The 14,137-nt window shown below is 47.9% G+C and carries 12 protein-coding genes; 4 read left to right on the forward strand and 8 right to left on the reverse strand.

Annotated elements, in window-relative coordinates:
* Nucleotides 1-120: 120 nt before the first annotated feature.
* Genes HH301_RS05375 through HH301_RS05385 form a run of 3 tightly spaced genes read left to right on the forward strand, consistent with a single transcriptional unit; the run spans nucleotide 121 to nucleotide 4,638 of the window.
* A complete protein-coding gene (locus HH301_RS05375; RefSeq protein WP_169567362.1) occupies nucleotides 121-1,257 on the forward strand; it encodes an acyl-CoA dehydrogenase family protein in 1,137 nt (378 codons plus the stop codon).
* 21 nt (nucleotides 1,258-1,278) lie between these two features.
* The gene (locus HH301_RS05380) at nucleotides 1,279-2,487 is read left to right on the forward strand and encodes an acetyl-CoA C-acetyltransferase (RefSeq protein ID WP_169567364.1); all 1,209 of its coding nucleotides are present in this window, start codon (nucleotides 1,279-1,281) and stop codon (nucleotides 2,485-2,487) included.
* A gap of 15 nt (nucleotides 2,488-2,502) precedes the next feature.
* Nucleotides 2,503-4,638, forward strand: a complete 2,136-nt coding sequence (locus HH301_RS05385; protein ID WP_169567365.1) for a 3-hydroxyacyl-CoA dehydrogenase NAD-binding domain-containing protein — start codon at nucleotides 2,503-2,505, stop codon at nucleotides 4,636-4,638.
* A gap of 56 nt (nucleotides 4,639-4,694) precedes the next feature.
* Here the strand turns inward: HH301_RS05385 and HH301_RS05390 are convergent, their stop codons facing one another.
* From HH301_RS05390 to HH301_RS05405, 4 genes are read right to left on the reverse strand one after another with little or no spacing between them, the layout of a single operon-like run.
* The gene (locus HH301_RS05390) at nucleotides 4,695-5,609 is read right to left on the reverse strand and encodes a thioesterase family protein (RefSeq protein ID WP_169567367.1); all 915 of its coding nucleotides are present in this window, start codon (nucleotides 5,607-5,609) and stop codon (nucleotides 4,695-4,697) included.
* Nucleotides 5,606-6,058, reverse strand: coding sequence for an acyl-CoA thioesterase (locus HH301_RS05395; RefSeq protein WP_206378181.1), 453 nt, complete (start codon nucleotides 6,056-6,058; stop codon nucleotides 5,606-5,608). The genes HH301_RS05390 and HH301_RS05395 overlap by 4 nt, the downstream gene beginning before the upstream one ends.
* A gap of 20 nt (nucleotides 6,059-6,078) precedes the next feature.
* Nucleotides 6,079-6,702: a TetR/AcrR family transcriptional regulator gene (locus HH301_RS05400; protein WP_169567371.1), complete on the reverse strand. Its 624-nt coding sequence runs from the start codon at nucleotides 6,700-6,702 to the stop codon at nucleotides 6,079-6,081.
* Between the two features lie 3 nt (nucleotides 6,703-6,705).
* Nucleotides 6,706-7,539: a crotonase/enoyl-CoA hydratase family protein gene (locus HH301_RS05405; RefSeq protein ID WP_169567373.1), complete on the reverse strand. Its 834-nt coding sequence runs from the start codon at nucleotides 7,537-7,539 to the stop codon at nucleotides 6,706-6,708.
* 134 nt (nucleotides 7,540-7,673) lie between these two features.
* Between HH301_RS05405 and HH301_RS05410 the strand changes: the two genes are divergently transcribed.
* A complete protein-coding gene (locus HH301_RS05410; RefSeq protein ID WP_169567375.1) occupies nucleotides 7,674-8,129 on the forward strand; it encodes an EF-hand domain-containing protein in 456 nt (151 codons plus the stop codon).
* Between the two features lie 63 nt (nucleotides 8,130-8,192).
* On the opposite strand, the gene HH301_RS05415 is transcribed toward HH301_RS05410, so the two are convergent.
* The 4 genes from HH301_RS05415 to HH301_RS05430 are packed head-to-tail and all read right to left on the reverse strand — an operon-like array spanning nucleotide 8,193 to nucleotide 14,130.
* Nucleotides 8,193-9,347: an acyl-CoA dehydrogenase family protein gene (locus tag HH301_RS05415; protein WP_169567377.1), complete on the reverse strand. Its 1,155-nt coding sequence runs from the start codon at nucleotides 9,345-9,347 to the stop codon at nucleotides 8,193-8,195.
* A 10-nt stretch (nucleotides 9,348-9,357) separates the two neighbouring features.
* Complete coding sequence (locus tag HH301_RS05420) at nucleotides 9,358-11,322, reverse strand: acetyl/propionyl/methylcrotonyl-CoA carboxylase subunit alpha (RefSeq protein WP_169567379.1); 1,965 nt, start codon at nucleotides 11,320-11,322, stop codon at nucleotides 9,358-9,360.
* A 6-nt stretch (nucleotides 11,323-11,328) separates the two neighbouring features.
* Entirely contained in the window at nucleotides 11,329-12,489 is a 1,161-nt protein-coding gene (locus tag HH301_RS05425) for an acyl-CoA dehydrogenase family protein (RefSeq protein ID WP_169567380.1), read from the reverse strand.
* 18 nt (nucleotides 12,490-12,507) lie between these two features.
* On the reverse strand, nucleotides 12,508-14,130 hold the full coding sequence (locus HH301_RS05430; protein WP_169567382.1) for an acyl-CoA carboxylase subunit beta: 1,623 nt from the start codon (nucleotides 14,128-14,130) through the stop codon (nucleotides 12,508-12,510).
* Between the last annotated feature and the right edge of the window lie 7 nt (nucleotides 14,131-14,137).

The following is a 14,137-nucleotide window of genomic DNA, read 5'->3' on the forward strand; positions in this document are numbered from 1 at the left end:
AATAGTGAACACTGTTATGGCCTTTATCATTAATCGCGGTTTTTCTGTGTTCAAAAAATGACAAATTGTCACTTACAAATAAAAATAATATTTAAATCAAGGGGTTGAGGAATAAAACAAATGGCGTCTAGAAAGATTTTTAGCGAAGAGCATAATATTTTCCGGGAATCAGTTCGCAAATTTTATGAGGAACATATTGTTCCTTATCACTCCCAATGGGAAAAGGAAGGTCAGGTCAGTCGGGAAGCTTGGCTTGAAGCAGGTCGCCAAGGCCTTCTTTGCATGACCATTCCTGAAGAATATGGTGGGCTTGGTGTCGATAAATTGTTCAGTGTCATTATGATGGAAGAGCAGGCACGGGCAGGAACCAGCGGTCCTGGATTTGGTCTTCATTCTGAAATTGTCGGCCCCTACATCCTTCATTACGGAACTGAAGAACAGAAAAAGAAATATCTGCCGAAACTGGCAAGCGGTGAAATGATTGGCGCCATTGCCATGACCGAACCTGCTGCCGGTTCAGATTTGCAGGGGGTTAAAACCCGTGCTGTTAAGGATGGGGATCATTATGTGATCAATGGCTCAAAAACGTTTATTACAAACGGTTATATGAGTGATTTGGTCATTGTCGTGACCAAAACCGATCCAGATGCGGGTGCCAAAGGAACCACGCTTTTCTTGGTTGAAGCAGATACGCCAGGTTTCTCAAAAGGTCGAAACCTGGATAAGCTGGGCTTGAAGGCTCAGGATACAGCTGAGCTCTTCTTTGAAGATGTTCGTGTCCCAGAAAGTGCTATTTTGGGCGGAGAAGGGAAAGGTTTCTTTTGCCTGATGCAGGAATTGGCGTGGGAGCGGTTGCAGATCGCGATCGGAGCCACGGCAACCATGGAAGCGGTTTTGGACGAGACTATTGAGTATACCAAAGAACGCAGCGCTTTTGGTCGTAGCATTGCCCAGTTCCAGAATACAAAGTTTAAGCTCGCTGAACTCAAGACCGAAGCCACGATTGCCCGAACATTTGTAGATGATTGCCTCGCTAAACTTATGGATGACGAGTTGTCAGTAGAAACGGCCGCCATGGCGAAATACTGGTGTTCGGATCTAGAGAATAAACTCATTGACGAATGTCTGCAGTTGCATGGTGGCTATGGCTTCATGTGGGAGTACCGGGTTGCCCGGTCTTATGCGGATGCCCGTGTTCAGCGGATCTATGGTGGCACCAACGAAATTATGAAAGAAATAATCAGTCGTAGCCTTTAAGGCACGCACAAGGAGGAAAACATGACGGAAGCCTTTGTATATGATGCCGTGAGAACCCCCCGCGGTAAGGGCCGGGCAAGTGGTAGCTTGCATGAGGTTACGCCGATAAACTTGGCGGTAACCGCTCTGAAAGCAGTTCAAGAAAGAAATGATCTGGATACATCACTTGTCGATGATGTGGTTTTAGGATGCGTTGAACCTGTTGGTGAGCAGGGTGCTGTTATTGGGCGTGTTGCCCCATTGCACGCGGGTTATGCTGAAAGTGCTTCAGGTGTGCAGATCAACCGGTTCTGTGCATCTGGACTTGAAGCGGTAAATATGGCTGCAGCTCAAGTGATGTCGGGTCAAAGTGATTTAACAGTTGGCGGCGGCGTTGAGAGTATGTCCCGGGTTCCAATGGGATCCTCAGGAGGTGCCTGGTCGGCTGATCCACAGGTTGCTTTTAAAACCTATTTCGCTCCGCAAGGAATTGGCGCGGATATGATCTGTACCAAATGGGGTTACAGCCGTGATGATGTAGACGCTTATGCTGTTGAAAGTCAGAAGCGGGCCAAACATTCATGGGACAATGGATATTTCAAAAACTCCGTTGTACCGGTCAAGGATATGAACGGTCTGACTATTTTGGATCATGATGAGCATATGCGTCCGGAAACTACTATGCAGTCTCTTGGCTCCCTTGAAGCTTCTTTCGCAACACAAGGGGAACAATACGGGTTTGATGCTGTTATTCGCCAGCGTTACCCAGAAGTTGAGAAACTGAACCATGTTCACCACGCCGGAAATTCCTCCGGGATCGTAGACGGCGCTGCGGCCGTCCTGATCGGGAACAAGGAAGCTGGCGAGAAAATCAATGCTAAGCCTCGAGCTCGTTTCAAATCGTTCGCTTCAATCGGCAGTGAGCCTTCTATTATGCTGACAGGCCCTTCCTATGCAGCGGAAAAAGCCCTGAAACGAGCTGGCATGACCAAATCAGATATTGATCTTTGGGAACTAAACGAAGCTTTCGCAGGTGTGGTTCTTCGGTTTATGGATGTGATGGGTGTGGATCACAGTGAAATCAACGTAAATGGCGGCGCTATTGCAATGGGTCATCCGCTTGGTGCCACTGGTGCCATGATCCTTGGAACAGTTCTGGATGAACTGGAGCGCCGAGATCAGAACACAGCATTGATTACGCTTTGCGTGGGTGCTGGTATGGGCACTGCAACCATTATTGAACGTGTGTAAGGGGTCGCAATAAAGATGATTAACTATGAAGTAGATGGCGACGGAATTGCCACGATTACATGGGATATGCCTGGCCGCAGCATGAATGTGCTGAACAATGACAGTATTCCCGCATTCAAAGAAGCCGTTGAGAAAGCAATTTCCGATGAGGCTGTTAAAGGGGTCATTATCACCTCAGCCAAGCCAGACTTGATTGCTGGTGCGGATCTTGAGATGCTTCAGGGCTGGAACGGTGCTGAAGAAATGTATCAGAATGGGATGGAGCTGCAGATGTTGTTCCGTTCCATCGAAAAATCCGGCAAGCCTTTTGTTGCTGCGATTAATGGAACAGCGCTGGGCGGAGGGTTCGAGATTTGCCTCGCCTGTCATCGTCGGATTGCTGCTGATAACCCTAAAGCAAAAATTGGCCTTCCTGAGGTTAAAGTGGGGTTGTTACCAGGCGGTGGTGGAACTCAGCGTCTTCCCCGGTTAATTGGAATTCAGGCAGCGCTTCCTCTTTTGTTGGAAGGGAAGCATCTCAGCCCTGAAAAAGCCTTGAAGGTTGGAGCCATCAATGAAGTGGTGCCAGCAGACAAACTAATTGAAACTGCGAAAGCCTGGTTGAAAAATGCCAAGCCGGAAGATGCTGTGCAGCCATGGGATAACAAGAAATTCCGTATTCCAGGCGGCGCACCTATGAGCCCGACAGGCATGATGACCTTCACGGCCGGCAATGCCATGCTTCGAGACAAAACTCAGGGAAATTACCCTGCAGCATTGAATATCATGTCTTGTGTTTACGAAGGCTGTTGCGTCGATATTGATAACGGCTTGAAAATCGAAACCCGGTATTTCGTAAAAACATGTATGTCGCCAGAAGCGAAAAATATGATCAGGAGCCTCTTCTTTGGCATTGGGGCGGCGAACAAACTCGCGAGCCGACCAAAGGGTGTTCCAACACAGAGCTATAAGAAAGTTGGTGTGTTAGGTGCCGGTATGATGGGTGCAGGTATCGCATACGTTACAGCAATGGCTGGTATTGAAGTTGTTTTGATCGATCAGGACCAGGCTGCTGCCGAACGCGGCAAAGGTTATAGCGAAAATCTGCTGAAGAAGGCAATTTCCCGGGGCCGTATGACCGAGGAAAAGGCTGCAGGAATTCTCTCCCTAATTACGCCGACAACTGATTATGCCCTTCTGGATGGAGCGGACATGGTTATTGAGGCGGTATTTGAAAATCGGGATATCAAGGCGGATGTTACGCAAAAATCAGAGGCGGTCCTTGCTGATACCGCGATTTTTGCCTCTAACACATCGACCTTACCCATCACTGGATTGGCCGAGGCAAGCAAACGCCCTGAAAACTTTATTGGACTGCATTTCTTCTCACCCGTGGATAAAATGCCATTGGTAGAGATTATCTGTGGGAAGGAAACCAGTCAGGAAACTCTCGCTCGGTCTATGGACTATGTGAAAGCCATCCGGAAAACGCCGATTGTTGTCAATGACAGCCGTGGTTTCTATACAAGCCGTGTCTTTGGAACTTATGTCAGTGAAGGTATCGCGATGCTGGCTGAAGGTGTGAACCCTGCCTTGATTGACAATGCAGGTAAAATGGCTGGTATGCCAGTTGGTCCTCTGGCACTTGCAGATGAGGTTGCGCTGGACTTGATCTATAAGGTCGCCAAACAGACTCAAAATGATCTTGGTGACAAATATGTTCCTGCCCCTAGTGAACCTGTCGTTTCCAAGATGGTAGAAGAACTAAATCGGGTTGGAAAGCGTGAAGGTAAAGGGTTCTATGAGTATCCTGAGGGCGGCAAAAAGCATCTTTGGGAAGGACTTGCTGAGCATTTCCCACAGAAACCAGAAGATGAGCAACCCTCTGTTGACGAAGTGATTAAACGACTGATGTTTATTCAGTCTGTTGAGACAGCGCGGTGTTTGGAAGAAAATGTAGTTACTAATCCAACTGATGCAGATGTTGGATCGATCCTTGGGTGGGGCTTTGCACCATTTCAGGGCGGTGCGATTAGTCAAATTCACACCGTTGGTGTTGATACATTCGTTTCCGAATGTGATCGGTTGGCACAAGCCTATGGTGCGCGATTTACACCGCCGGCCATACTGAGAGATATGGCATCCAAAGGGGAGCAGTTTTACGCTGCCTGATAGAAGCTATAAATCATAAAAAAGCGCGGTAGAGATACCGCGCTTTTTTTATCGGTTCAAATTTGATGTTTCAATAATCGTTCTTCTGGAACATTTCGATATTCTTCTGGAAGCTCAACAGCTTTTCTAAGGGACATATCAAAGTAGCATCCAAGAACTGTTGTACAGTTCACCACTTCCCCAGTATCGCAGTTGATCAGGTGATGCCCGAAGACAAAGTTTTTAGGCATTCTATCGAGCAATCCACTTTTTAGAACCAAAGAATCCGCCATACGGATAGGACGATTAAACTCGGTGTAGTAATCAAGCGCTGCAGATCCTAAATTACGTTCTCGTTGCATGGCACGGGTAATCCCGACCGAGCTCATAATATGGCTGGCTGCGTCTGAAAAGCGGGCGATAACGTTTCTGACTTCGATGTTGTTGTAAGCGTCGCATTCCCAAACATCGACAGCACTTCTGTTGGTCTCAAACATATGGTCCATTGGCTTTGCGGGCAGTAGAACGGATCGCATTGGCGCGGGCTCATACAATCCTTCATGTTCATCCTCCAGACGCTTGGCGGATTCCAGAACATCGCTTGGAATCTCCAGTCGCTCTCCGGTGTCCAGATCCTCATAGATTAAATGAAACTCACTAATGGAAGAGAGCTTGTCGTTGGATCCATCAAATAAGTGCGTAAAGGCCTTTATCTCTCCATTATCCACTTTGCGAATGCCTGAGACGCCATACATGATGGCGCCTACGTGCATCTCGGACATATATTGAATGCGCAGGTCTCTGTAGCGAAGGGATTTTCTCTCCTCTCGAATGCGGGCTGGTTTCAGGCCGATAGCATTTAAGAGATGCGCCAAAGAGGTAGAGGCGCGGGAACTATAGAATTGCACATTCATGTGCTTCATCTGATCACATTCCCAGCTTTCAACAGCACCTCGATATCCTGGGATGAGCTTGTCAGTCAGGTTAATCATAAGCTCACCTCCTCGTTAAGTTTGAGATTGGCCAGAAGCTCCAAGGTTTCCGGCTCAAAAGAGCAGGCCTTTCTCGCACTCATATCAAAATGAAGAACTGTCAAAAGCGACTCAAAAGAAAGCTCGCCCGTCGCACTGTTGAACAGTTGGTGATGAAACGTCACGGACTTATCAGAATATTGGGCGACAGCAGACATCATGTGGATAATATCGCCAGCCATTAGTTCTTTGCGATATTTGCTCTTTTGATCAACGGCAGCAAATCCAAGTTTAGTGTCCCGCATTTCCGTTACAGGAAACCCAATTCTGAAAAACATATTTTGCATAGCTTGGCTTATGTAAGCGCCGTAAAACTGAATGTTCAGATGACCCATTAGGTCACATTCACTATTTAAAACATGCCCACGAAAACTTTCGACATATCCGTTCATGGAACGCAACACCCCCATTTTTTTCTTATTCTTTTTGGTCAGAACCTTTTTAGCATTTGTTGGATATGCCGGTCGATCATTTCTTCTGCTGAGGCGCCAAAAAGGGACAAGCGACCCGTTTCGGAGAGGATTAAGGTTCCAGTGATGAAACTGATTGTATCAAGAGTTTCGGTCTGTGCGGTTTCCGCTTCAAGGTCAGCAGCCTGATGGACAAGATGTGCCATAGAGCCTAACAGAGCAGTTAGTTTTCCATTCAAGAGGCGGTTTGTCTCATCTGAAAAACCTTGTTTTCGCACCTGTCCTGAGGAGAAGAGGTAAAGGCCAAGCTGAAGATCTTCTGGATGTCGGAGGTAAAATTGAGCATATGCCCTGAAAGCGGAAGTTACCTTTTCTGTTGGTGAATTGGCGTTCTGACTTGCAGCTTTGACTGCAGTCGTCAGGTTTTTGAGGGAAACAAATAGAAGCTCTGAATAGATTTCCTCCTTCGACTGAAAGTAGGCGTAAGGCGCGCCAGTAGAATAACCTGCCTGCTTGGCAATGGCGCGCATGGTTGTACCTTCGAGCCCGTTCTGTTGAAAGAGACGAGAGGCCGCATCGAGGATCTTTTGTCGCTTGTAATTCTGAATTTCCTCGCGACGGTTAGATTTTTGGGTATCTGTCATGGGTTAGCCCAGGTCCTGACCGCTATCACGCTCTTTTACGGCCTGCTGAAAACCAACATTTTCAGCACGTTCTTTAAACCACATACCCTCCGGACTGTGGCGAGTGATACCGTCGAAAATAGTCGCAGTCATTTGAGTGGAGGCAAGTCCCATATTGTCGAGAGCCTGATTGATCATCAGCTTTTGCATCATAAGTTGGTTTTTCGGTACAGAGCCAATGCGCTTTGCCAATTCAAGAACACGATCCTCCAACTTGTCTTCAGGAACGGCATCGATCACAAGCCCCATTTCCTTGGCTTCTTTGCCAGTGACGAGATCACCGGTCAGCAGCATGCGTTTTGCTTTTTCCGGACCGAGGCGGTAGACCCACATTGCTGTTGTTGGACAGCCCCACATGCGTGCCGGGGGATAGCCGATTTTCGCTGTTTCTTCCATCACGACCAAATCTGCACAAAGCGCGATATCGCTCCCGCCTGCCACTGCATAGCCCTGCACCTTTGCAATCACTGGCTTGTAGGAGCGGAAAATGCTCATGAAATCCTGCGTATTGGACATCATCATTTTGTAGTCGACGGTCGGATCCCAAGGCATTTCCTGAACGCCCGGATTTGTGCCTTCTGTCTCTGCATAGAGTTTCAAGTCATAACCGGAGCAGAATGCTTTTCCAGCCCCTTCCAGGATCACTACATGAATTGAATCATCTGCATTCGCTTTTTCAATCGCCTCTCGAATGGCGCGAGGCGTATCCATATGAATTGCGTTGTAGGTTTCTGGCCGGTTTAGAGTTATTCGGGCAATCCGGCCTGTCGTTTCGTATAGAACAATATCTTTTTTCATCAGCATTTCCTCCAATTTTTTATATTTGTTCATAAAAATGAACAACGTTCAATATTTTTTATTCGAAAATATTTTCGACGGATTGGTGATGCTGCTTCGTTCAAGGTCCGTACTCAACTTGAAAGGACAATTTCATGAAACGCACAATTATTGTTTCTGCACTCATCGCAGCTGTTGCTATTCCGACCGTTGTATTTGCTGCGAAGCATGGTGATAGAAGCGGTGACAAATGGATCGAGTATTTTTTTGAAAAGCATGATGCAAACAAAGACGGTCAGCTCAGCAAAGATGAAATGCCTACACGGTTCCAAAACCGTTTTGACGAAGCTGATAAAAACTCCGACGGTGTCTTGTCAAAAGATGAGGCTATAGCTGCTCATCAGGAGCGAAAAGAAAAGCATATTACCGAGATGATGATGCGCTTTGATACGGACAGTAACGGCCTGGTGAGTGAGCCGGAAATTATGGCCTTCGTTTCAGAAAAATTTAAGGAAGCAGATCTAGATGGAGATGGTAGTCTCTCAAAAGAAGAGATCCTGAAAATGGGGCCAATGATGCGTAAAGGTCATCATATGCACGGTAAACATTAAGGGGCGTTGAAGCTCGAAGCGGGTTTAAGGTGATCCGCTTCAGTCTCGCTTCATAAATTTCAGTTAGATACCAAGTTGCCGGGAGGCAAGATCGCGCATAATCTCCTCGGCGCCACCCCCGATGGCGTTGACGCGAACCTCCCGGTAGATCCGTTCCACTTTAGGCCCTCGCATAAAACCGGCACCGCCCATAATCTGCACGCCTTCCCGGGCGCAGAATTCCATTGTTTCCGTGGCTTGGTTTTTCAGCATACAGATGTCAGCAATCGGCGCTTCTCCATTTTGAACGCGCATCGCGATCTGATCGAGATAGGCTTGGGATACATTGATACTTTGCGCCATTTGAACCAGTTTATGGCGAATAACCTGCTTTTCTGTGAGTGGTTTGCCAAAAACCATGCGCTCTTTGGCATATTCAAGGACTTCATTATAACAAGTCCGCGCCGCGGAAATACTTCCTGCCGCCATGTGTAGTCGTTCAGAATTAAAGTTCAGCATAATTGCTTGAAAGCCGCAATTCTCTTCCCCTAAAAGATTCTCAGCGGGAACTTTGCAGTTATCAAAATAGAGTGTGGCTGTGTCTGAAGCCCACCATCCCATTTTTTTGAGTGGAGTTCGTTCGAAACCGGGTGTGTTGCGATCAATTAACAGTAATGAGATTCCACCCATTCCTGGACCACCCGTCCTAACGGCTACAGTATAGATGTCAGCACGCATTCCCGACGTGATGAATGTCTTGGATCCATTTACTATGAAGTGGTCACCTTCCCGTTTAGCGGTGGTTTTCAAGTTGGCAACATCTGATCCACCACTTGGTTCGGTTATCGCCAAAGCACTGATTAAATCGCCAGAAAGAATCTTGGGAAGGTATTTTGCTTTTTGTTCTTCATTGCCAACGTTTTTAATGGGCGGCGCACCAATAGTATGGCTCATAAGGCTGGCGGAAATGCCACCCGCTCCAGAGCGTGCGAGCTCCTCCGAATTGATGAGCTCGTAATAGAGATCGACCTCTGTGCCCCCATACTGTTCTGGAAACCCCACTCCCAGCATGCCAATTTCAGCTGCTTTTTTATAAAGTTCCCTCGGAAAGCTTTCCGCTTCATCCCATTCGGCTGCAAAGGGTTCAATCTCTTTTTCGACAAATCGTCTTACCGTCTCGCGATAAGCCGCATGGTCTTCTGTGAAAAACGGAGCTGAAAATCTCTCGAGCTGAGTCATGCAGTTTTCCTTAGGTTGTTTTTATTTCTGCGAGAAGGGCTTTGCTGGCAACCTGTTGATCGGGTGATACGAGAAGCTTTTCAATCACACCTTCAGATTTTGCCGTAATGTCATGTTCCATTTTCATGGCTTCCAGAATGAAAAGGCTTTGGCCTTTGGTAACAGCCTCACCTGCTTTCACCATGACCTTTAAAACCCGACCATTCATTGGGGACATAATCTTACTATCCATCTCCCCATCATCGCTACGGGAGACTTGGTGAGTAATGTCCTCCACAGTCAGCTTGGATGTCCCAAAGCCAAAATAAGCTTGGGTATCTGCTATGACAAATACACCCGATTGAATATGACCGTCGTAGTCGAACCTAAACCGGTTTTCGCTGATGTCGAGAAGCTGCAGAGAGGTTGTTTGATCCTGAAGAGTGATTTGATAACTGCGATCACCTGAATTTCTGATTAAAGCTTCGTTGGGTTTTCCATCAAATTCGAGAATGAGAAGTTGCTCACCGGCTGAGCTGCTATCCCATCCATCTGTCGAGCGACCCGTTTTATAGGCTTGCAGATGATATTGAAGGGCAACTGCAGCACATGTCTCGGCCATGCTGGGTGCTCTGGTTTTGAGGGCCTTTTTGGGGAAAAAGTTTTCAATAAAGCCTGTGGTCGCTTTACCTGAGGCAAAGTTTTCGTGATCTAAACAGTCAACCAGAAACTGTCGATTGGTTGTCAGGCCAAGATCCAGTGTTTCTTTAAGCGCCTTCATAAGCCGTCGGCGCGCATCTTCTCGGCTGCTGCCATAGGCAATAACCTTGGCTACCATGGGATCATAGTGGGGTGTGATTTCAAAACCCGTCTCAAGCCCATGATCACAGCGGAGGCCTTCTCCCTTTGCAGGTTGCCACAGATGAACTTTGCCAACTCGCGGAAGGAAATTTTTTGAAGGGTCCTCAGCGTAAAGGCGTGCCTCAATAGCATGGCCTTTGAGCTGAACTTCCTGCTGCGTAACAGGGAGCGGTTCACCCCGGGCAATTCGGATTTGCCATTCCACCAGATCAAACCCCGTGACCAGTTCCGTGACAGGATGTTCAACCTGAAGGCGGGTATTCATTTCCAGAAAATAGAATTCACCATCCTGGCTTAGGAGGAATTCAACGGTGCCAGCTCCCGAATAATGAATTGCTTTAGCCGCTGAGACTGCTGCCTCACCCATTTTTGTACGAAGTGTTTCAGACACAGCGGGAGAGGGGGCTTCCTCTATGACTTTTTGGTGACGCCGTTGGATGGAGCAGTCCCGCTCACCCAGATGAATACAATTACCATGTGCATCAGCAAGTATCTGAATTTCGATATGTCTGGGTTCGACGACAGCCTTCTCAAGAATAAGTTCATTAGAGCCAAAAGCATTCTTGGCTTCAGATCGGGCAGTTTCTAGAGCTTTTTTCAGCTGATCACCAGACGTAACAAGTCTCATGCCTCTTCCGCCGCCGCCAGCTGCAGCTTTGACCATAACCGGGTAACCAATTCTTTCTGCGGCAGATACGAATTGATCGTCTGACTGGTCCTTGTCTTCATAGCCGGGAACACATGGGACTTTAGCATGGATCATGCGCCGTTTCGCTTCAGCCTTATTGCCCATTAGATGAATGGCGTCTTTAGGAGGGCCGATAAAAGTCAGACCTTCCTTTTCACATCGTGCAGCAAAGTCCGCATTTTCCGACAAAAACCCGTAGCCGGGGTGAACAGCGTCTGCTCCCGCCTTTTTTGCTGCAGCGATAATACTCTCGATGTTGAGATAGCTCTCAGCAGCGGCAGCGGGACCAATATGGATCGCTTCAGTGGCCATCTTCACATGGCGGGCACCTCTATCCGGATCTGAATAGACGGCAACTGTCTCATATCCCATGGCATGAGCTGTTTTGATCACCCGGCAGGCTATTTCCCCCCGATTGGCAATCAGAATTTTGGAAAATTCTGACATGATTGCTCAGCCTTTTCTTTTCTTGGGCAGGGTGTCCATCAGTTTACAAATGATACCAAGCATAACCTCATCAGCGCCGCCGCCGATGGAGGCGAGCCGGCCATCCCGGTAATTCCGACTGACTAAGGTTTCATTCATGAAACCCATACCACCGTAATATTGAAGGCAGGCGTCATTTACCTCTCGGATCAGGCGGCCAGCTTTTAATTTCGCCATGGATGCCATCATGGTGACATTCTCACCATTGATGTAATCCTCTACTGCCCGGTAGGTGAGGGATCGGAGAAGCTCTACTTCGGTTTTGAGTTCTGCAAGCCGGAAATGGACAACCTGATTATCAAGGATTGATTGGCCAAAGGCTTCTCTCTGGCGTGTATATTCAATTGTATCATCGATCGTCTTATCCAGCGTGCGAAGTGCATTACCCGCTGCCCATAGACGCTCTTCCTGGAATTGAAGCATTTGATAAGTGAAGCCCATACCTTCTTCCCCGATGATATTTCTTTGGGGAACCCGAACATCTTCGAAGTAGAGTTGTGCCGTGTCGGAGGAGCGCATGCCAAGCTTGTCCAGCTTGCGCGCAACAGTAATTCCTGGAGTGTCCATGGGAACAATGATGAGTGACTTGCTGCTATGAATAGGGCCGTCACTTGTGTTTACCAGCATGCACATGAAGTCGGCTTGCGTGCCGTTGGTGATCCACATTTTCTGACCGTTGATGACGTAATCATCTCCGTCTTTGCGGGCATTGGATTTGATGTTTGCAACGTCTGAGCCGGCGCTGGGTTCAGAAACACCAATACAAGCCACATAGTCGCCTGAAATTGCGGGGCGAAGGAAATTTTCTTTCACATAGTCAGAGCCAAAACGGGCCAGTGCAGGTGTTGCCATATCTGTTTGGACACCAATTGCCATCGGAACACCGCCACAAGGTGCTTCACCTAAGGTTTCTGCCATCGCCAGGCTGAAGGAGTAATCAAGCCCCATGCCACCGTATTCTTCAGGCTTGCAAACACCTAAGAACCCTTGGTCGCCCATCTTTTTGAAGAGTTCTTTTGCTGGGAAAATTCCTTCAGCTTCCCAATCATCTACATGTGGGGTGATCTCCGCAGCGATAAATTTGCTGAGGGAATTCATGAATTCGCGATGTTCTTGTTTGTATAGCATTTTTGTTTCCTCCCGAATTTACATCCGCCCGATACCGAACGTGTTTGTATTTGTCTCCCGTTTGTCCCCTTCCATAGCGATGGAGAGGCAATAGCTGACGACTTTGCGGGTATCCCGCGGATCAATAAGCCCATCATCCCAAAGTCGTGCAGTTGCATATAGTGCCGTAGATTCTTTTTTTGTTCGGGCAATTATGCCTTGCTCCATTTTCGCTAATGCTTCCCGGTCAGGTTCTTGCCCCATACGCCGAAACTTCTCTTCGGTTACAATTGAGAGGACCTTGGCTGCCTGTTCTCCGCCCATGACGGCAACCTGATAGTTTGGCCAGGCGAAGATAAACCGTGGATCAAATGCGCGGCCGCACATACCATAATTTCCGGCTCCAAAACTGGCGCCAATATGAATGGTTATTTTGGGAACAGTGGCGTTTGTGACCGCCTGGATCATTTTGGAGCCATGCTTGACGATCCCGGCCTGCTCGGCTTCCGTACCAACCATGTAGCCCGTTGTATTTTGCAAGAAGAGAAGGGGCGTGCCAGACTGACTGCAAAGCTGAATGAACTGGGCAGCCTTTGCGGCTCCATCAGCATTAATTGGACCATTATTTCCGATGATTCCAACAGGTTGCCCTTCTATTTTGGCATGTCCGCAAATAGTTGCATTGCCATATAACTCTTTAAAATCTAGAAACTCGGAACCATCCACGATACGGGCAATGACTTCTCGGACATCGTAGGGTTTGCGGTAGTCTGGGGAGACAATGCCAAGAAGTTCTTCTGCATCATAAAGGGGGTCTTCAAAGCTGTTTTGACCATAGGGCTCTGGGCGGTTTTCATTCCAGGGAAGGTTACTCATGATCTCCCGTGCGATGCGAATACCGTCCCGATCATCATCTGCCAGATATTCGGAGACACCAGAGATTTCAGAATGCATTTCAGCGCCGCCCAATTCCTCATCCGTTGCAATCTCTCCTGTTGCAGCTTTGAGAAGTGGGGGACCGGCTAAAAAGACCTTAGCTTTCTTTTTTACCATGACAACATAATCAGAAAGGCCAGGAAGATAAGCGCCACCTGCAGTGCTGGAACCGTGAACTACTGTGACTTGCGGAATGCCTGCGGCGGACATTCGGGCCTGGTTGGCAAATCCTTTGCCGCCTTTCACAAAGATCTCGGCTTGGTAAAGAAGATTTGCACCGCCAGATTCCACAAGATTGATAACCGGTAGTTTGTTTTTCAGAACAATTTCTTGTGCTCGCAGTGATTTTTCGAGCCCCATAGGTGCGATCGTTCCGCCTTTTATGGCACTGTCTGAAATCGAAATGAGGCAACGAATACCTGCCACATATCCAATCCCAACAATAAGGCCACCGCCATAGATTTCTTCTTTGCCGTCATCATCGTGCATCCCCAGTCCAGCCAAGGTTGCCAGTTGCAAAAATGGAGCCCCCTTGTCCAGAAGCAGAGACAGTCGTTCTCTGGGGAGAAGCTGTCCGCGTTTTTCGAATTTTTCCTTCTTGGCGTTGGAAGTGTCGCGGATTTTCTGTTCCAGGTCTCTGAACTGCGTAATGAGTTCCAGCATTGCTTTTTCATTGGCAGCGTATGCTTCGCTGTTTTTATCAATGGAGGAGGTGATTACTGGCATGGCTGGG

It is taken from the genome of Sneathiella limimaris (genome assembly GCF_012932565.1).
Lineage (GTDB): Bacteria > Pseudomonadota > Alphaproteobacteria > Sneathiellales > Sneathiellaceae > Sneathiella > Sneathiella limimaris.